The sequence below is a fragment of the Acidobacteriota bacterium genome (genome assembly GCA_016184105.1).
Lineage (GTDB): Bacteria > Acidobacteriota > Vicinamibacteria > Vicinamibacterales > 2-12-FULL-66-21 > JACPDI01.
The window spans coordinates 1-17,584 of sequence record JACPDI010000008.1 but is presented as its reverse complement, the minus strand read 5'-3'; the positions used below and the strand labels follow the sequence as shown (position 1 = coordinate 17,584).

Below are 17,584 nucleotides of genomic sequence, written 5' to 3'. Positions count from 1 at the left end.
GGAGCGACTCCAGTATAATCCAGCGGCGAATTGCGGATACAGTCCTGGGTCGCGCTTCTCGTTTTTGCCGGCACGCTGACGACGCGCGTGTGGGGCGTCGCATCGGACTTTCCGTTGCAGCGCGACCAGGTGCGTGACTGGGGGATCGCGCTCGGTCCATTCACGAGCCTGCCGCTCGTCGGGCCAGCCACGCACGTCGGGGGCTACACGATCGGGCCCGCCTTCTACTGGATTCTGTGGTTCGTTCGCGTGACGGTGGGGCCATGGGCTGACAACCTGCCGCATGCGGGCGGCATCGGCCAGGCGATCCTGGGAACGGCCGCCGACACGTTGCTCCTGGTCGCCATCTGGCGACGCTTCCGATCGCCATGGACGGCCCTGGCGACCATCGTGCTGATCGTCACTTCACCGTTCGACCTCAGCTTCGCAGCCGTCATCTGGAATCCCGTGATCGGCGCGACCCTCGCGAAGGTCGCGATGGCACTCGTGCTGCTCGACGTGCCTCGCCGCTCGCCGGCGGCTGCCGGCCTGACGGCGGCCGTGGCGTGGAGCGCGATCCACGCCTACACCGGTGCGGTTTTCGTGACGGCCGGTGTCTTTGCCGCGATCCTGTTCGACGCGCGTGCCCGTGGAGACCGCCGCGCCGTTGGCCGCAACGCGCTGGCGATTGTCGCGGCCGTTGCGCTCCTGCAACTGCCGTACGTGATCCACCAGGCTTCCCGGGGGTTCCGCGACAGCGCGATGGGCGCCGTGTCGGGAAGCGTGGGGCAGATCCTTTCCGGACGCGAAGGCCCGCGGGTGATGGCGAGTGTCGACGGGTATCTGGCCGCGGTGCAATACCTGCAGGCCTCTCCGTGGAGTCCCTCGCTCGAGGCCGTTGGATGGACGCTGCTGGCGTGCGGGATCGGCGTCGCGATTCGCTACCGCCGCGACTGGACGGTGCTGGCGATCACGCTCGTGCCACAGCTGGCGGCAATCGCCGGCTATGCGTTCTTTCTTGCGGAGCTCGATGCGTACTATTACCTCCCGTTGATGCCCGCCGCCGGGCTGACCGCCGTGCTGGGCGTCACGACGCTGGCGCGCTCGCGGCGGGGCGCGGCGCTGCTGGGCGCTGCCGCGCTCGCGGCTGCGCTCTGGGCCACGCCCGCCCGGGTCGCGGCGCGATCCTCGAGGATGCCGGAGTACGAAGTGATTGTCGGCGCCTCGCGCAGGATTGCGGCCTCGCGCCAGCCCCTGCGCCAGGTCCGCACGGCTTTCGCGCTCCCGCCTACGGGCGATGCGGAGTTCGTGTTCAAGATCCTCGGCGGCCGCATCGAGCGCACGTCTTCCTGGTACGCCATCATCACGGCAGATGGCGGCGTCGTCTACCGCAGGGTGGCGGACCGCTGATGCGCGAAGGCCGGCGGCTGGCGCTCGTCGTCCTCGCGGCTGCCGCGGTGCGGATCTGGGGCATCGGGTTCGGCCTCCCGCACGTGGGCGCTCGCCCGGACGAACCCCAGATTGCGGGTCCCGCGGTGGGCTTCCTGTCGGGCAACCTTCGCCCTCCGTATCTCGAGTGGCCGACGCTATTCGCGTACACGGTGGCCCTGATGTACGCGTTGTACTTTCTGGCGACCCGTCCGTTCGGCGGGTACCCGACGCTCGCGGCGTTCGCCGAAAGCCGGCGGATCGACATTTCACCCTTCCTGTGCATTTCCCGCGGCCTGTCGGCCCTGATGGGCGTGCTGGCGGTGTGGTGGACGTATGGGATCGGCCGCCGTGCTTTCGACAGCACGGTTGGCCTCGTGGCGGCCTCCTTCCTGGCGGTGGCCTTCCTCCACGTGAGGGACTCGCACTTCGGCGTGACCGATGTGACCATGACCGCGCTGGTGATGCTTGCAGTCCTCGCGATCCTGAACTGGCGCCAGTCAGGGGGCGCGCGGCGCGCGGTGCTTGCGGGCCTCGCGGCCGGCCTCGCGACCTCGGCGAAGTACAACGCGGTGCTCGTGTGCGTTACGTTTGCCGTCGCGGCCGCCCAGCGGCTGCACGAAGAGCGGGCCGACGGCACGCGAGCGATCGGAAGGAACGTGCTGGCGCTCGTCCTGTTCGCGTGCGCCTTTCCGCTCGCGCTGTTCGCCACGTCTCCGTACGTCCTGATCGACTGGCCGCGCGTGGTCCGCGCGTTGACCGCCACACAGTCGATGTTCCTGTCCGGGCATTCGATTGTGCTGGGCCGTGGATGGTGGTACTACGCCAGTGTGGTCTTGCCGGCGGCCGTGGGCTGGCCGATGTTCCTCGCGGGCGTCGCCGGGACGTTCCTGTTGCTGGTCACCCGCTTTCGGCAAGCGGCCGTCGTCGTGGCGTTTCCGATCACGTATTACATCGTTGCCGGCCGTGGGCTCGGTGTGTTCGCCCGGTACATCCTGCCGGTCGTGCCGTTCCTGTGCCTCGCCGCGGCCTGGCTGACCGTGCAGGGCGTACGCTGGGCCACGCGAAACGTGTCGCCCGCGCGGCGCCGTGGCGCAATGGTGACTGCGACCCTGCTGATGCTCGCGCCGACGGCGTACAAGAGCGTTCTGCTCGATCGGCTGCTCGCCAGGCCTGACAACCGCGAGATAACCGGCCGGGCGCTGAACGAGATTCTTCCGCCCGGCAGCCTCATCTATCAGACGGGCGAGAGTTACGGACACGTGCCGCTCGATATCGGGCGACGCCGGACCGATCTCCGCTCCGTGCGGTTCGACTCGATAAGCGGACGCTTCCGACCAGACGAGCCGGACTGGATTCTGGTCCAGCGCTCGCCGCTGGTCGTCTACAGCGGGGTTCATCCGTCGGTCGAGCGCCTGCTCCACGAACGCTACGTGCTCGCGCGGAGGTTCCCGACCGTATCGGATCCGACGGTGAAGCGCATCTACGATCAGCAGGACGCGTTCTACGTTCCGCTTTCAGGGCTGGAAGGAATCAGACGCGCCGGGCCGGAGTTCGAGCTCTACGTCCGGCGCCGGCCGTAGAATGGGCGCATGCCGACGCCAAGTGCGCTACGTGCCCTGGCAGGCGCCATCGTCCTGCTGTGCGTCCCCCCAGTTGCGCTGGCCGACCAGACCGATCCGGTTGCGGATCCGAAGGCTATTGTCGTCGTGGGGAACGCGCGCTTCACCGTGCTCACGCCGCAACTCGTGCGGATGGAATGGTCAGCCAGCCGTACGTTCGAGGATCGCCCGTCTCTTGTCTTCCTGAACCGTCGCCTTCCACCGCCTCCATTCACGGTCGCGAAGGTGCAAGGCTGGACGACCGTCGACACGGGACGTCTCACGCTGCGCTACCGGTCCGGCGGCGCGGGACGATTCACCGCGGAGAATCTCGGCGTCGAGCTGGACGTCGCAGGCAAGCGCGTCGCGTGGAAGCCTGGGATGGCGGACACGGGCAACCTGCGCGGAACCACCCGCACGTTGGACGGAGTGAAAGGCGCGACGAGCCTCGAGCCCGGACTGATTTCTCGAGACGGCTGGACCCTGGTTGACGATTCCACGCGGCCGCTCTTCGACGATTCAGACTGGCCGTGGGTGATCCAGCGACCGCCCGGCGCTCGCCAGGACTGGTATTTCTTTGGGCACGGCCACGAGTACCGCCGGGCGCTCCAGGATTTCACGCGCGTCGCCGGCCGCATCCCGATGCCGCCGCGCTTCGCGTTCGGCACGTGGTGGTCGCGATACTGGAGCTACACCGATCGCGAGCTCAAGGCCCTGGTCGAGGAGTTCGAGGCGCACGACGTCCCGCTGGACGTCCTCGTCATCGACATGGACTGGCACCTGACGTTTGGAACGAAGTGGTGGGAGAACAGGAAAGATCAGTCCGGGCACACCCTCGGATGGACCGGCTACACGTGGAACCGCACGCTCTTCCCGGACCCGCCGGGATTTCTCGCCTGGTGCGGCGAGCGAGGGCTGAAGACGCCGCTCAACCTCCACCCCGCTTCAGGCGTGCAGCCGCACGAAGAGCAATATCCCGCGATGGCGCGCGCGATGGGTATCGATCCGGCCACGCGGCAATACGTTCGGTTCGACATCACGAACAAGAAATTCGCCGAGAACTATTTCAAGATTCTCCACCACCCGTACGAGCAGCAGGGCGTGGATTTCTGGTGGCTCGACTGGCAGCAGGAACACCAGACCAGGACGGAAGGGGTCAACCCTACGTGGTGGTTGAATTACGTCCACACGTCCGACCTGGAGCGCCGCGGCAGGCGTCCCATCATCTATCACCGGTGGGGCGGGCTGGGAAATCACCGCTACCAGATCGGCTTCTCGGGGGACACGGTGTCCGTGTGGGACTCGCTGGCGTTCCAGCCGTTCTTCACCGCCACGGCGGCGAATGTGGGCTACGGCTACTGGAGCCACGACATCGGCGGGCACATGCCGGGACCGGTGGACGCCGAGCTGTACACGCGCTGGGTGCAGTTCGGGCTGTTCAGCCCGATCCTTCGCACGCACACGACCAAGAACCCGCAGGCGGAACGCCGCATCTGGGCGTACCCGGCCGACAACGCGAAGGTGATGCGCGACGCGTTCGTGCTGCGCTACGCGCTGATTCCATACCTCTATTCCGCGTCACGGCAGGCGTACGACACCGGGTTGTCGCCGCTCCGCCCCTTGTACTACGACTATCCGGAGGCGCCGGAAGCCTACGAGTTCACGGGCGAGTACCTGTTCGGCGAGAGCATGATCGTCGCGCCCATCGCGGCGCCGGTTGATCCAGAGAGCGGGCTCGCGAAGAAGGATGTCTGGCTTCCTCCCGGCGAGTGGGTCGAATGGTACACGGGAGCGCAGCTTCAAGGGCCCGCGCGTCTCGAGCGCCGCTTCACGCTCGAAGAAGTGCCCGTCTACGTCAAGGCTGGCGCCATCGTGCCCATGCAGCCGCAGATGCAGCACACCGGCGAGAAACCGGTCGACCCGCTCATCCTGACGATCTTCCCGGGCGCCGGCGGCTCCACCCGGGTTTACGACGATGAAGGGGATGGGCTGGGATACCAGGAGGACGAGTTCTCGTGGACGACCGTCCGGCACGCGGCCGACACGAGTGGCGCACGCCGGATCGAGATCCTTCCTGCGCAAGGCCGTTATCCGGGAATGCCGGACTCGCGCGGGTACGAGGTCCGTCTGTTTGGCGCGCCGCCGCCCGCCTCGGTCGTCGTCGGCGACCGTGTTGTGCCGTTCGGCGCCCGAGGGGAGCGCGTCGGCTCGTGGCGCTACGACGGCGAGACGCTGACGACCATCATCTCCGTGCCTCGTGCGCCGATCGCCGAGCCGGTGACGCTGGTCGTGAAACCGGCTGCGGAGGCCGCCGACCGCGCCCTCGTCAGCGGCTACATCGGCACGATCCGTCGTCTGCGCGGCGCCATGCGGGAGTTGAATAACACCTGGCCCAAAGGCTGGGCGCCGGACGTCCTTGTCGAAGCGGTTCAAACCCCGTCGCGGATTGAGATCAACCCGGGAAGCACCGCGGAGGAGTTGAAGAGCCTGGCGGCGCGCGTCCCACGGATGCGCGAGGAGATTCGCGCGATGGATGTCGATCAGAAGGCAACCGCGCGCGCGCTGGCGCGCCTCAAGTAGACGCGTCGAGAAAGTCCAGGATGGCGCGAATCATCCGCTGTCCTGCGACCAGCTCGTCATCGTTGTGATCCGTGCCCGGCACGACGAGCAGCCGCTTCGGGTCCTGGGCCGCCTCGTACAGCCGCCGGCTCTGCTTGGCCGGCACGATGCTGTCACGTTCGGCGGTGATCACAAGCACGGGACAGCGCACCTGCGAGATGCGGTCGAGAGACGGGAAGCGATCGCGAAGCAGCCACCGCACGGGAAGGAACGGATAGTGGTGCGCCGCGACGTCTGCCAGCGACGTGAAGGGAGAACGCAGGATCAGCGCCCGGGGCGCGTGCTCGAGCGCGAGATTCACCGCCACCGCGGCGCCGAGCGACTCGCCAAAGTACACGATCCCATCCTGATTCACGTCAGCGCGGGATGCGAGATACGCGCGCGCCGCTCGCCCGTCGCGCACCAGTCCTGCCTCGGTCGGCAGCCCGGCATTTCCTCCATAGCCGCGATAGTCGAACAGGAGCGTGGCGATGCCGTGCCGGGTAAGCCGGAGTGCCAGCTCGGCCCGATAGGCGCGATTGCCCGCGTTGCCGTTGAAGACGATGACCGCCAGGTCGTTGCCCTCCGTCGCCGGAGGCACGAACCAGGCGTTCAGCCTGACGCCGTCGTCGGTCTCGAACGTCACCTCCTCGACGTTGCGGAGCCCCGTCCGGCCGGGAGGTGGCACGTCGCCGAGGGGGAAGTAGATCATTCGCCGCTGGAATACCCACGCCAGCGCGAGGAGCAGGAGCACGAGACCGGCAAACAGCGCCGCGTGCCTCACCATGGAGTGTCCGCCCCGCTCATGGCAGCTCGACGGCCCTCGGCAGCCCCGCTACCGCCTGTGCCGGTGGCCCCGCTTCCGGGTATGATCCATGCTCTGTGCGGAAAAAGATCTGCGACACCATCCTCGACGCCATCGGGGACACCCCGATGGTGCGCATCAACCGGCTGACGCGCGGCCTGATTGACGCCGAGGTGCTCGTCAAGCTCGAGACGTTCAACCCGGGCAACTCGATCAAGGACCGGATGGCGGTCAAGATGATCGAGGACGCCGAGCGTGCCGGTCTGCTCAAGAAGGGCGGCACCATCATCGAGGGGACGTCCGGCAACACGGGTATGGGGCTCGCCATCGTCGCGGTGGTCAAGGGCTACAAGTGCATCTTTACCACGACCGACAAGCAGTCGAAGGAGAAGATCGATGCGCTGAAGGCATTCGGCGCCGAGGTCATCGTGTGCCCGACCAACGTCGATCCGGAAGACCCGCGGTCGTATTATTCCGTGTCGTCGCGCCTCGCGCAGGAAGTGCCCGGCGCGTGGAAGGCGAACCAGTACGACAACCTGTCGAACCAGCAGGCGCACTACGAGCAGACCGGACCCGAGATCTGGGACCAGACCGACGGCCGCATCACGCACCTGGTGGTGGGGGTCGGCACGGGCGGCACGGTGACCGGCGTTGCGCGCTACCTCAAGGAGCGCAACGCGGCCGTCAAGGTGTGGGGGATTGACACGTACGGATCGGTCTTCAAGAAGTACAAGGAGACCGGCGTCTTCGACAAGCACGAGATCTACCCCTACATCACCGAAGGGATCGGGGAGGACTTCCTGCCGCAGAACGTGGACTTCAGCGTCATCGACCGCTTCGAGAAGGTGACGGACAAGGATGCGGCGGTGATGACGCGCCGAATCGCGCGCGAGGAAGGCATCTTCGCGGGCAATTCGGCGGGTGCCGCGATGGCCGGCCTGCTCCAGTTGAAAGACGGCCTCACGAAAGGCGATGTCGTCGTGGTCATCTTCCATGACCATGGGTCGCGCTACCTGGGGAAGATGTTCAACGACGACTGGATGCGCCAGAAGGGCTTCATCGAAAAGACCGGCCTCACGGCGCGCGAGCTGGTGGCCTGCGGCGTGTCCGGCGAGCTGTTCTCGGTGGAGTCGCGCGAGCCGGTGTCGAACGCGGTGCGCATGATGAGCGAGCACGACTTCTCGCAGATCTCGATCACGCGTGACGACCGGCTGGCCGGCTCGCTCGATGAAGCGCACCTCTTCGCCGAGATCACGCGGAACCCGGCGGTCCGAAGCGAGCCCGTCGAGTCGATCATGCAGCCCGCGTTTCCGTTCGTCGATATCTCGACGCCGGTGGAAGTGCTCGCCACCATGGTGACACCCGAGAGCCCGGCCGTCCTGGTGCGGGACTTCAAGACCGACAAGACCTATATCATCACGCGCTCGGACATCATCCGGGCGCTCGCGTGAGCTAGACCTTCATCCCGAGCAGGTGCCTGCCTGCCGCCACCGCGGCGCCAAACTTGCCGAAGCGCTCGATGAAGATGGCCGTGTAAAGCGCCGGCGTATCCGCGGGCGGCGTGCGGTTGCCCGGCCTGCGGACCAGGGTCATGGCGCCGGAGGGGCAGGTGGTGACGCACAGCCCGCATCCGATGCAGCGCGCTTCCAGCACCGCGGCGGCGCCGGTCTCGAAGCTGACCGCGTCCATCTGGCACCGCCCCTGGCACGTGCCGCACGCCTCGCAGATATCGGGGTTCACGTCGGCCAGGTGATTCGTGCTGAAATGCCGCGCGGGCTCGGGCAGCTGCCGCGCCGACTTCAGCACGCCGCAGCAGCACCCGCAGCAGCAGCAGATAAACAACGGGGATTGCGTGTTCTGCGGCTGCAGCACGAGACCTTCGCGGTCCGCCTCGTCCAGCACGCTCAGCACGCCCTCGCGATCGATGTAATGTGCCGCCCCCTCGCGGACCATCGCGCGCGCCGCCGGGCCGAACGTCAGGCAGGTCTGCCGCGCCGTCGTCTGGCGGCAGGGCTCGTTCAACAGGTCATGGCCATTCCGGCAGATGCAGTCCATGACCGCGAACGGACCGTCGAAGGCGGCGACGAAGGACCGGATGTCGTCGTACGTTCCGACACTGAGAGGCGGAGCGATCGCCTGGTTGACCGGAACCGTGCGAAGCTGCGGGATCCCGCCTCCATGGAACGCGCGGCCGAACGCCTCGGCCATGTAGTCGTCCAGATCGCGCTGCAGCTCCGGCGTCAACCGCGTCAGCTGCCGTTCGTACATCCCCACGGCCAGCAGCGACTTGCCGTACTTCGGGGCGCGCTTGCCGCCGACGCGCTCGATCAGCCCGCGTTCGGCCATGCGATCGAGCGCTCGCGCGAGCGCCTCACGCGGCATGGCGCGGCGCAGGCGCCTGTGAATCACGGGGACCGGCTCGGGAACCGCGCTCAACTCCAGCGCGATCCCGGCCTCCTCCACGGTGAAGAGCCGCTGCAGGATTCTGATTTCGACGCCGGACTTCGTCGCCGGAAAACCGACCGGCATGCGGTCGAGATGCTGCTGGAGACGACGGAAGACATCTTCGGGTGCCATGACGGCCTCGGGATGCGCTCATCCTATCGCCTTCCCGGCCGGCCGGCTACTCGGCTAGAGTAGTCCGCATGAGACTGTTTCTCGCGATCGCCGCCCTGTTGTCTGCTGTCACTCCGTCAGTCGCGCAACCGGCGATGGCGGCCTCGCCGCTCGCCGCCGAGATCGACCGGCGCGCCGCCGCCATCGAGCAGGACCTGCTCGCCTGGCGACGGCACCTGCACCAGCATCCCGAGCTGTCGAACCGAGAAGGCGAGACGGCGAAGTTCGTGGCGGACACACTCCGCAGCTTCGGCCTCGAGCCAAAGACCGGCGTCGCGCGCCACGGCGTCGTCGCGGTGCTGCAGGGGGTGAGGCCCGGGCCGGCGGTCGCGCTTCGATCGGACATGGACGGCCTGCCGGTCGTGGAGGAGGTGGACGTCCCGTTTGCCAGCCGCGCGAAGAGTGAATACGAAGGCAAGGCGGTCGGCGTGATGCACGCGTGCGGTCACGACGCGCACATGGCCATCTTGCTGGCGACGGCGAAAGTGCTGACCGACATGAAGCCGCAGCTCCCGGGCACCGTCACCTTCGTGTTCCAGCCCGCCGAGGAAGGGGCGCCGCGCGACGAGGAGCCGGCCGGGGCCGAGCTGATGGTCAAGGAGGGGGTGCTGAAGCAGCCCGCCGTGGACGCGATCTTCGGCCTGCACGTCTTCGCGAACGTCCCGGCCGGCACGATCGGGTGGCGCAGCGGGCCGATGCTCGCGGCGGTCGATTCGTTCGAAGTCGTCGTGCGCGGCCGGCAGACGCACGGCGCGAACCCGTGGTCCGGCATCGATCCGATCGTGGTGGCTTCACAGATCGTGCTGGGCCTGCAGACGATCGTGAGCCGCCAGGTCGACATCACCGACCAGCCCGCCATCGTGACGGTGGGGCAGTTCGAGGCGGGCACCCGCAACAACATCATCCCTGACTCGGCGCGGCTCGTCGGGACGATTCGGACCTTCGACGCGAACATGCGCAAGGACATCCATGCGCGAATCGCCAGGACGGCCGAACGGATCGCCGAAGCGACCGGGGCCACCGCATCCGTGCGGATCGATACCGGGTATCCCGAGACCGTGAACGATCCGCGGCTCACTTCGCGGATGCTCCCCACGCTCCGGCGCGTCGCCGGCCGGCAGCTGATGGAACTGCCGAAGAACACGGTTGCCGAGGACTTCAGCTACTTCCAGCGCGAGGTGCCCGGGCTCTTCATCATGCTGGGCATCACGCCGCCGGCGGAGGTCGGGAAGGCGGCGCCCAACCACTCGCCGAGGTTCTTCGTGGAGGAGTCGGCGCTCGTCACCGGCGTGCGCGCCCTGGCGCATCTGGCAGCGGACTACCTGTTCGCGAAGTAGCAGTTCAGGATTCCAAGTTACCGTCAAGTAACCGTCTCGATTGACGCAGATTCGAATGGGAGCCGAGGCGGCGATCACGGGTGCCACTCGCTCTCCCGGAGCGCCGCGAGCGGCAGGCCTCGCGCTTCGGCCCAGCGCTCCCATTCCATGGCAGGTTTTTCCGCCAGCACCTGCGCGAGCGCCGCGCGATCGCCCACGTCCACGCCCAGCTCGCGTGCGAGCGCGGCGCGGAAGTGCGGCTCGAGGGCCGCAACCGCCAGCCAGCCTTCGCGAGTGGGATAGATGCTGTAGGCCGGCTGGGATCCGCCCAGCGACCCTGCCGGCGAGGTGAGGTCGTGCCGGAGCGGTTCTCCGAACAGCCGGGCGGATGCAGAGAGCGCCACCTCGACGCGGGCGGCCTCTCCACCGCGCTCGCGCGCGAGCAGCAGGTCGAGCGCCGCAATCACGACCTGCTGCGCGCCGGCGAGGTCGGCAATCAGCGTTCGCGGCATGGCTGAAGGGGCCACGAGCCCCGCCTCCGCCTGGTAGGTCAGGTCGTGCCCCGCGACATCCTGGCGCGGCGATGGGTATCCGGTGATCGCGACGTGGCAGAGCCGCGGGTGATCGCGGTGGAGATCCGGCCACGAGAGCCCCAGCCGCTGCAGCGAGGCCGGGCGTGTCGCCGTGATGAGAAGGTCGGCGGACGCCAGCAGTCGATCGAGCTGGCCCCGCCCGTCAGGGGACTTCAGATCCAGGCGCAGCACCTGCATGCCCGCGGTCAGCTCGGCGTACCAGGCGGGCGCCGCGAGCGCGAGAGGATCGCCTGTTGGCGGTTCGGCCTTGATCGCCGTCGCGCCCCTGTCGCGCAGCATGGCGGCAGCAACCGGCCCCGGTACGTTCACGGCGGTGGACACGATCCGTACTCCGTCGAGCGTTCTCTTCACGGAGCGGATCCTAGCCGGTCGCCTGCGGGGCGGGAAACCAGTGACGCGTCCGGTTGCACACCCCGCACACCGAGAGCATCACGGGCACTTCAATCAACACGCCGACCACGGTGGCAAGGGCGGCGCCGGACTGCGGCCCGAAGAGCGCGATCGCCGTGGCGACCGCCAGTTCGAAGAAGTTGCTTGCGCCGATGAGCGCGCCGGGGGCGGCGACGGCGTACTCGACACGGAACAGGCGCATCAGCCCGTAGGTCAGCGACGCGTTGAAATACACCTGGATGAGAATCGGCACGGCGATGAGCGCCACGTGCAGCGTCTTGGTGGTGATGTTCTCCGCCTGGAACGCGAAAATCAGGATCAGCGTGACCAGCAGCGCCGCCATGCTGACCGGCGCGAACCGCGGCAGGAGCGCCTCCTCGAACCAGGCGCGCCCCTTTCGGCTCATCAGCCAATGCCGGAACAGCACGCCGGCCGCGAGCGGAATCACAATAAAAATGACGACGGAGTAGAGGAGAACCTTGAAGGGCACGTGCAGGGAAGAGGCGCCGGAAACGAGGAACCGAACGATGGGCGCGAACAGCAGGAGCATGATCAGGTCGTTCACCGAAACCTGCACGAGCGTGTACGCGGGGTCTCCGTCCGACAGGTAACTCCACACGAACACCATCGCCGTGCAGGGGGCCGCCGCGAGGATGATCGCTCCCGCGATGTACTGGTCGGCATCGGCGGGGCCAATCCACGCGCTGAAGACGACCCGGAAGAACAGCCACGCGATCGCCGCCATCGAGAACGGCTTGACGACCCAGTTCACGAGCAGCGTGACCAGCAGCCCCTTCGGCCGGCGCCCGACGTCGCGGATCGCGCCGAAATCCACCTTCATCATCATCGGCGTGATCATCAGCCAGATGAGCACGGCAATCGGCACGTTGATCTGGCTGCCGGCGCCGAATTCGAGTTCCCGCAGGCCGTTCATGAAGCCGGGTACGGCGTTGCCGAGCAGGAGGCCGATCCCCATGCAGAGGCCGACCCAGAGGCTCAGATACCGCTCGAAGATGCCGAGGCGTTTCTTTGGTGCAGCGGTCGTTCGCGCGGGCACTGCGCTTGTTCCCCTCACGCCTTCCGGTCGCACCGCAGGACGTTGGCGCGGTCGCGGTAGAAGTCGCACTGTCCCTGCAGGGCCTCCCGCAGGCGGACCCGAGCGCGGTGGATCCGGATCTTCGCGGTGGGCACCGAGCACCCGCACACCTTCGCTGTTTGGGCAGCGCTCAGCCCCTCGAGATCGTGAAGGACCAGGGCTGCCCGGTAGTCCTCGGGCAGGCTGCCAATCACCTCTCGCGCGCACACGTTCATCTCGTCGACGACGAGCCGCTCGTCGACGGTGACGTCGGCGGCCGCCAGGCCTTCTGTCTCCATGATATCGCCTCCTTGCCTGGTTGGACGGGTTTCGGCGGCGGAGGGATACACCGGGGCGCTGACGGACCGACGCCAGTCGACACTGGCCGGTGGCGGGAGTGGTGTGACGTTCAGCGTGTGTCCGGCCAGCGTGCGTTCGCTGCGGATGCCGTCCTTGACCGTGGCGCGGATCTCCTCGTCGGTCACGGATCGGCCGGCGGCGTGCAGCGCCTTTGCGCCGGTGTGGCTGAAGAGGATCGGCTGCGTGGACGTCTCGAGCGCGTCGATGATCGTTCGCGTGAGCGTTCAGTGCCGGCAGCATCCTACACCGGGGCCGCCCGCGTGCTACGATGCGCGCTGAGGAGGCGCCGGGTGGCGGCGACGCACTGACGGGTCCTGCGCGTGACCTCGTCGTACCGGTAATGGCCGCGCTCCTTGCCATTGGCGTCGCGGGCATGGCGACTTATCTGGATGGATCGTCGCCGCCCGCTCCGCCCAGCGCCCCACGCAACCCGCTGGCGCCCGCGCCTCCGCCGGTAAGCGCATTCAGCTGGAGACTGACCGCCGCGATGTCGGCCCACAGCGCGCTCGTCCTGGAAGTCGAGACGGCGAAGCAGGGGGAAGCGGTGGCCATCGCCGGGCTGCTGACCGAGTCGTACAAGGATCGCTTCGACGAGGTGCTCGTCTACTTCTTCGAGCCGGATGGGAAGCCGCGCCTGGCGTTCGTGCGCGTGCAGTGGACGCGCGCGCACGGCTATCGCACGCTCGCGCTGCGTGCGTTGCGATGACGGCTCCCCCTATTCGATCGCGAAGAGCAGGAACTGCGTGAACTGGCTCGCCGCGAAGTTGTTGTCGCTGACGAGAACGAGTGACCGGCGGCCGTCCGGCAGAGTCCGGCCGATGACCATCCCCTCGATGTTGTCGAGCGGCAGCCCGAGATCGTCCAGGTCCAGCAGCAGCGTCTTTCTCACAGCGCGGATGCTGTCGAGCATGCCGGCCAGGCTCTCCGCGCCGTTCACGTCGCCGGCCCCCGGGAACTCGACGCGGTAGATCTTGATCGTGTTTCCCGTGTCCGGCGCGCCGACCGAGAAGGAACGCTCCATCGAGAGCATGAGCTCGGCGTTGAACGGGAGCAGTTCGACCAGCCCGTTCACGGCGAAGCTCGTCGCCGGCACCGGCGGCTCCGCGATCGGATCGGTCACGTAGACGTACTGGCGATCCAGCCGGCCGGCCGCGAGGTTGTAGCGGAGGATCCGCGAAGGGCTGCCGCCAGCGAGGCTGGCGGCGGGGCCGTCCTGCACCAGCGCGCCCTCGGACCCGACGAACAGGTGACGGCCGTCGGGCGCCACGGCGGCCGCCTCGAAGGCGAGATTCTGGCGCACGCCGTGCGTCGAGCTCGTCGGGTCGAACGCGCCGGGAACCGGCAGGTCGCCGAGGAACGTGCCATCGCGCGCGTAGCGGCGAACCCACGGTGCAATCTGCCGGGTGGCGATCCCTTCCGACGTGACGATCAGCTCGCCGCTCTTGGCCAGCGTCAGCCCTTCCGGATCGAAGCTGCCCGCCGCGTACGGCTGTCCGTCCGGCGCGAGCAGCGTCGTCACGGCGACGAAGTGGACGTCGCCATCGTCGAGCCGGCCGTCGGCGAGATCGAGCTGTAGTGTGTAGAAGCGGCCGGGGTTCAGCATGCTCTGGTCGTCGGAGAGCGCGTAGAAGACGCCGCGCGCCGCGTCGTAGGTGATGCTCGAGAGCCCGCCGACCGTCGTGCCGTCAAACGTCGTCCCGGTGGCGACGATGGCCTGGCCGAGGAATTCGAGGGCGGGCGGCTTCGCCCGGTTGTCCGCGTGGGCCACCATGCCGGCGCCCGCCACCGCGGCCGCGGCCGCCAATCGAATCAGAACGCTGTGGTATCTGCGCATCGAATCCTCCAGGCTGCGCCGGCAGATCGGCGGTTGACAAGAGAAGCCGGCACCTTCGCTCACTCACGCATGCTGCATCTGGCCCACGTCGTACTGCGACAGCAGTTCGGACGGGGCGAAATCATCCGGAAGATTGTTCAGATCGACCCCGGTCACTCTCGCCATTTCCCGCTTGAACCACACGTCAAAGGCCTCTCGCGACGCGGAGAACTCTGCCACCGCCTTGGCGAAGTCCTGCGATTCCATGTAGCCCACGAGCTGATCGCCGGAGGCAGCTTTCGCCAGGTACCACAGTTCCTTCGTGATCCCGATCCGGCGTTCCGAGGCGTCAAACTCTTTCTTTCGCGGACCGTCCAGCTCGTGCATGAAGGCCCGAGCGTCGCTGGTTTTCCCGGAGAGGATCGGCAGCACGAGGCAGATGTGATCCATGTGAAACCTCCTGAGAGGAACGAAAGCCTACGCCGCCAGGGGGCCGGATGCAAGCTGCACAGTGGAAGGTGGAAGGCGAGAGCCCAGGCACGCCCAGGAAATCGTCGCCGCATCCGCTTTCCGGCTTTTCCACCTCCGTGAAAAGCGGCGATCATCTCGACGGCCTGGGCTCCTGGGTCTATGAGGGCGACTGAGCGACTACCATGCGGGTGATCCCTTGGAGGCGTAGTGCTTCAGCTCAATGAGCCTCGTGCGTGGCTCGCAGTCACGAAAATGGGCCGCCAGCAGGTCCTCCGCGGGCGCCGGGTCGGCCTTGGGCGCATGGACGGCTTTGGCGTCCCTAATGCCTGCCAGTTGGAACCAAATCGTTCCTTGGCTCCGGCAAATCGACGGGCTTCGTCGCGCAGCCTGAGCCTTACCTGGCACGTTGGAAACCGGAGCCGCAACTGGACGGACGAGAGGCGCAAACGCGCCGAAATGGGCGGGGCGTTTCCGACTTGCGAGTCTAATGATCGTGTGGCGGACGGTCGGTGGCATTCAACAACTTGTCGTAATCCACCGGCTCCTTCCCTTCGAGCATGTCCTCGAGTTTTGCTGCGAATCGCCGAATCGCCTCTTGGTCCGTCGAACTCATCGTCGGAGAATCCGTCTCGCCCACGTCTTTGGGAGCAATGTATCGTCCACCCCACGTGATGGTCACGGTCAGTCGTTCCAGGAGAAACCGCTCGTGGCGAGCCAACGGCACGCCAGCCGCCTCCGCGAGAGTGATCAAATCGTGTCGCGTCAGTTCTCGTCGGAGCCGACCCTTGACAAGGATCGATTCGCCGGCCGCGCGCAGTTGCTTCACCCGTAGGCCCTTCAACAAGTGCTCCAGAGCGTAGCCGCCTAACAGTGACGCTGCCGGCATCGCCAATGCCTCCGGCGTCGAGTGCTGCGCGTGCCACCACAGAACCTCCGATGAGAACAGCAACCCCTTTCCTTGCCGGCGCCACGCTTCAGGGTATTCGAGTAATGGGGAGAGATCGAGTCTTAGGGGCATCAGGGTTCACGACTAATCCCGGCGGTGCCTGGACCGCCATCGCGTTCTCAGTCGGGACCACCAGCGGTTTGCTGTGCTTGGGCCAAGCGCTGCTCACACGCTTTGAGAAACGCGTTTCGAGCCTCTTTCTTCTGCGCGGGATCGAGTCGCACCTTGAGCGCACGGCCTCCTTCGGCTAAGAGCCGACCATCGAACTCTTTTGGGATCTGTCCGGATTGACGAATCGACTCGGTAAGGGCTTCGAGTTCCGTCGTGGGGATCTCCGTCGCGAGGGCGGAAGCAACGTCGTTGAGCGGATCGGGTACCAGCATCGGTTCCAGCGGCGCGGGAGCGGCGGCCGGGAGAGGCGCCGCAGATACCACGGCAATGTCGGGCTTACACGAGAGGAACGGGGTCAGATCATCGGGACTCCATTCGTGCGTCGAATCGGCTTCTTGAAGCAGGAACAGCGACTGGCTTCCCCGGCTAGGGCGAATTCCGAGAAGGTGCACACGGACGCCGAACTCCTGCGCCTGTTGCACTCCGACGCGCAAATCCTCATCTCCGGACAAGAGCACCGCCTCGCTCATCGCGTGGTTGCGCGCCAAAGCAATCATGTCGGTGACGATCAGAGAGTCCACGCCCTTTTGCTCACCGACGCTGTTGACGAAGCCGAGACGGACCTTCACGCGTGCCAAGTGCGCCAACGTGAGGTGTTGGGAACTGGGGCCGGTTGACGTTCCGTCGTACCAGTACACGCGCAGCAAGTCGACACCGCTGACCCGGACTGCAAAGTCGGCGAGTGCGTCGATTGCCTTTTCGTGATCTAGTACGAGGCGACCGCGAGGGAGCTTTTGACCCGCAAGAGCCACCGATCCCTGGGCGAAAAGGTAGCCGGCGTCCACGAAGACGGCAACCCGATCCATCAGCAACTCCTGAACCTGGGGCGAAAAACGAAGGGCTCCCGAAGGAGCCCTGTACTAGGTCACCCCATTTAGAATACTAGTCGGGACGACCGCAACTATTATCGGCCAGGCATCGGTATTCCGTCAACCTCAAGGCCTGCACGTAGGCGCCGCTGCTCTTGGCCGATTAGCGCATTCCCACGCTTCTCGCTGTTCCCGACCTTCCCCACACCGGCCTGTCGAGGATTGATCTGTTCAAGCCTCGACCGTGATCTTGATACTCCCCGGATCGACGCCGAGCGTGCGGGCGAGCCGGACCTTGGCCTCCGGGATCGTCAGCGGCTCGAAGTTGTCGTCCTCACCTGCGGCGGTTCCCTGCGACGTGGGCGGCATTACCGGAGGCCGGGTGCTGCTGCTGCCTGACGCGGTGGGTTCGTCCAGCGGCACCGTATTAATCGGCGGGTGGTCGAGACCGATACCGCCGCCGACACGGTTCACAGGATCGTCGCTGTCCGGGTGATACAGCGATACCCACATTCCCCGTCCCACCGGGATGGTATGACCGGCCTTCCGGCGTGCGGCGTAGGAGCGGTCGAACCGCTCGCGCAGGTCCTTCGCGTCGAAGATGTGCACCTGA

Annotated in this window: 16 protein-coding genes and 1 pseudogene; 6 read left to right on the top strand and 11 right to left on the bottom strand. The window is 66.8% G+C overall.

Annotation, left to right across the window (positions count from 1 at the left end; genetic code table 11):
- The first annotated feature begins 30 nt into the window (after window positions 1–30).
- The 3 genes from HYU53_02175 to HYU53_02165 are packed head-to-tail and all read left to right on the top strand — an operon-like array spanning window position 31 to window position 5,588.
- Window positions 31–1,389 (top strand): hypothetical protein, encoded by a 1,359-nt coding sequence (locus tag HYU53_02175; GenBank protein ID MBI2219997.1) that lies wholly within the window; start codon window positions 31–33, stop codon window positions 1,387–1,389.
- Window positions 1,389–2,990 (top strand): glycosyltransferase family 39 protein, encoded by a 1,602-nt coding sequence (locus HYU53_02170; protein MBI2219996.1) that lies wholly within the window; start codon window positions 1,389–1,391, stop codon window positions 2,988–2,990. Before HYU53_02175 ends, HYU53_02170 begins: the two co-directional genes overlap by 1 nt.
- A gap of 9 nt (window positions 2,991–2,999) precedes the next feature.
- Window positions 3,000–5,588: a DUF5110 domain-containing protein gene (locus HYU53_02165; protein ID MBI2219995.1), complete on the top strand. Its 2,589-nt coding sequence runs from the start codon at window positions 3,000–3,002 to the stop codon at window positions 5,586–5,588.
- Here the strand turns inward: HYU53_02165 and HYU53_02160 are convergent.
- Entirely contained in the window at window positions 5,581–6,393 is an 813-nt protein-coding gene (locus HYU53_02160) for an alpha/beta hydrolase (protein ID MBI2219994.1), read from the bottom strand. The two genes, HYU53_02165 and HYU53_02160, sit on opposite strands and share 8 nt — an antisense overlap.
- Before the next feature lie 146 nt (window positions 6,394–6,539).
- On the opposite strand from HYU53_02160, the gene HYU53_02155 reads away from it, so the two are divergent.
- A complete protein-coding gene (locus HYU53_02155; protein MBI2219993.1) occupies window positions 6,540–7,862 on the top strand; it encodes a pyridoxal-phosphate dependent enzyme in 1,323 nt (440 codons plus the stop codon).
- Between the two features lies 1 nt (window position 7,863).
- Here HYU53_02155 and HYU53_02150 read toward each other — a convergent pair whose 3' ends face one another.
- Complete coding sequence (locus tag HYU53_02150; protein MBI2219992.1) at window positions 7,864–8,988, bottom strand: 4Fe-4S binding protein; 1,125 nt, start codon at window positions 8,986–8,988, stop codon at window positions 7,864–7,866.
- A 68-nt stretch (window positions 8,989–9,056) separates the two neighbouring features.
- Here HYU53_02150 and HYU53_02145 point away from each other — a divergent pair, with 68 nt between their 5' ends.
- Complete coding sequence (locus tag HYU53_02145) at window positions 9,057–10,364, top strand: amidohydrolase (GenBank protein ID MBI2219991.1); 1,308 nt, start codon at window positions 9,057–9,059, stop codon at window positions 10,362–10,364.
- A 74-nt stretch (window positions 10,365–10,438) separates the two neighbouring features.
- Here HYU53_02145 and HYU53_02140 read toward each other — a convergent pair whose 3' ends face one another.
- From HYU53_02140 to HYU53_02125, 4 genes and pseudogenes are all read right to left on the bottom strand, one after another.
- Window positions 10,439–11,287 (bottom strand): CoA transferase, encoded by an 849-nt coding sequence (locus HYU53_02140; protein MBI2219990.1) that lies wholly within the window; start codon window positions 11,285–11,287, stop codon window positions 10,439–10,441.
- Between the two features lie 10 nt (window positions 11,288–11,297).
- Window positions 11,298–12,401 carry an ACR3 family arsenite efflux transporter gene (gene arsB / locus HYU53_02135; protein ID MBI2219989.1) on the bottom strand — a complete coding sequence of 368 codons (1,104 nt, stop codon included), beginning with the start codon at window positions 12,399–12,401 and terminating at the stop codon, window positions 11,298–11,300.
- The gene (locus HYU53_02130; GenBank protein MBI2219988.1) at window positions 12,398–12,700 is read right to left on the bottom strand and encodes a hypothetical protein; all 303 of its coding nucleotides are present in this window, start codon (window positions 12,698–12,700) and stop codon (window positions 12,398–12,400) included. Before HYU53_02130 ends, arsB begins: the two co-directional genes overlap by 4 nt.
- A 147-nt stretch (window positions 12,701–12,847) precedes the next feature.
- A pseudogene (locus tag HYU53_02125) lies at window positions 12,848–12,970 on the bottom strand (membrane dipeptidase).
- A 278-nt stretch (window positions 12,971–13,248) separates the two neighbouring features.
- Between HYU53_02125 and HYU53_02120 the strand changes: the two are divergent.
- Window positions 13,249–13,467, top strand: coding sequence for a hypothetical protein (locus tag HYU53_02120; protein MBI2219987.1), 219 nt, complete (start codon window positions 13,249–13,251; stop codon window positions 13,465–13,467).
- 9 nt (window positions 13,468–13,476) lie between these two features.
- Here HYU53_02120 and HYU53_02115 read toward each other — a convergent pair whose 3' ends face one another.
- The 5 genes from HYU53_02115 to HYU53_02095 form a co-directional block, all read right to left on the bottom strand.
- Window positions 13,477–14,595 (bottom strand): esterase-like activity of phytase family protein, encoded by a 1,119-nt coding sequence (locus HYU53_02115; protein ID MBI2219986.1) that lies wholly within the window; start codon window positions 14,593–14,595, stop codon window positions 13,477–13,479.
- A gap of 63 nt (window positions 14,596–14,658) precedes the next feature.
- The gene (locus HYU53_02110; GenBank protein MBI2219985.1) at window positions 14,659–15,024 is read right to left on the bottom strand and encodes a hypothetical protein; all 366 of its coding nucleotides are present in this window, start codon (window positions 15,022–15,024) and stop codon (window positions 14,659–14,661) included.
- Between the two features lie 505 nt (window positions 15,025–15,529).
- Window positions 15,530–16,063: a hypothetical protein gene (locus tag HYU53_02105; protein ID MBI2219984.1), complete on the bottom strand. Its 534-nt coding sequence runs from the start codon at window positions 16,061–16,063 to the stop codon at window positions 15,530–15,532.
- 47 nt (window positions 16,064–16,110) lie between these two features.
- Entirely contained in the window at window positions 16,111–16,968 is an 858-nt protein-coding gene (locus HYU53_02100; protein ID MBI2219983.1) for an NYN domain-containing protein, read from the bottom strand.
- 234 nt (window positions 16,969–17,202) lie between these two features.
- A partial coding sequence (locus HYU53_02095; GenBank protein ID MBI2219982.1) for a hypothetical protein occupies window positions 17,203–17,584 on the bottom strand: 382 nt, incomplete at its 5' end.

Bases quoted from the DNA above. Each gene is read 5' to 3' on its own strand.
- HYU53_02105 (MBI2219984.1), bottom strand. From the start codon at position 16,063: ATGCCCCTAAGACTCGATCTCTCCCCATTACTCGAATACCCTGAAGCG.
- HYU53_02155 (MBI2219993.1), top strand. From the start codon at position 6,540: ATGGTGCGCATCAACCGGCTGACGCGCGGCCTGATTGACGCCGAGGTG.
- HYU53_02115 (MBI2219986.1), bottom strand. From the start codon at position 14,595: ATGCGCAGATACCACAGCGTTCTGATTCGATTGGCGGCCGCGGCCGCG.
- HYU53_02160 (MBI2219994.1), bottom strand. From the start codon at position 6,393: ATGGTGAGGCACGCGGCGCTGTTTGCCGGTCTCGTGCTCCTGCTCCTC.
- HYU53_02120 (MBI2219987.1), top strand. From the start codon at position 13,249: ATGTCGGCCCACAGCGCGCTCGTCCTGGAAGTCGAGACGGCGAAGCAG.
- HYU53_02165 (MBI2219995.1), top strand. From the start codon at position 3,000: ATGCCGACGCCAAGTGCGCTACGTGCCCTGGCAGGCGCCATCGTCCTG.
- HYU53_02170 (MBI2219996.1), top strand. From the start codon at position 1,389: ATGCGCGAAGGCCGGCGGCTGGCGCTCGTCGTCCTCGCGGCTGCCGCG.
- HYU53_02110 (MBI2219985.1), bottom strand. From the start codon at position 15,024: ATGGATCACATCTGCCTCGTGCTGCCGATCCTCTCCGGGAAAACCAGC.
- HYU53_02150 (MBI2219992.1), bottom strand. From the start codon at position 8,988: ATGGCACCCGAAGATGTCTTCCGTCGTCTCCAGCAGCATCTCGACCGC.
- HYU53_02100 (MBI2219983.1), bottom strand. From the start codon at position 16,968: ATGGATCGGGTTGCCGTCTTCGTGGACGCCGGCTACCTTTTCGCCCAG.
- HYU53_02145 (MBI2219991.1), top strand. From the start codon at position 9,057: ATGAGACTGTTTCTCGCGATCGCCGCCCTGTTGTCTGCTGTCACTCCG.
- HYU53_02130 (MBI2219988.1), bottom strand. From the start codon at position 12,700: ATGGAGACAGAAGGCCTGGCGGCCGCCGACGTCACCGTCGACGAGCGG.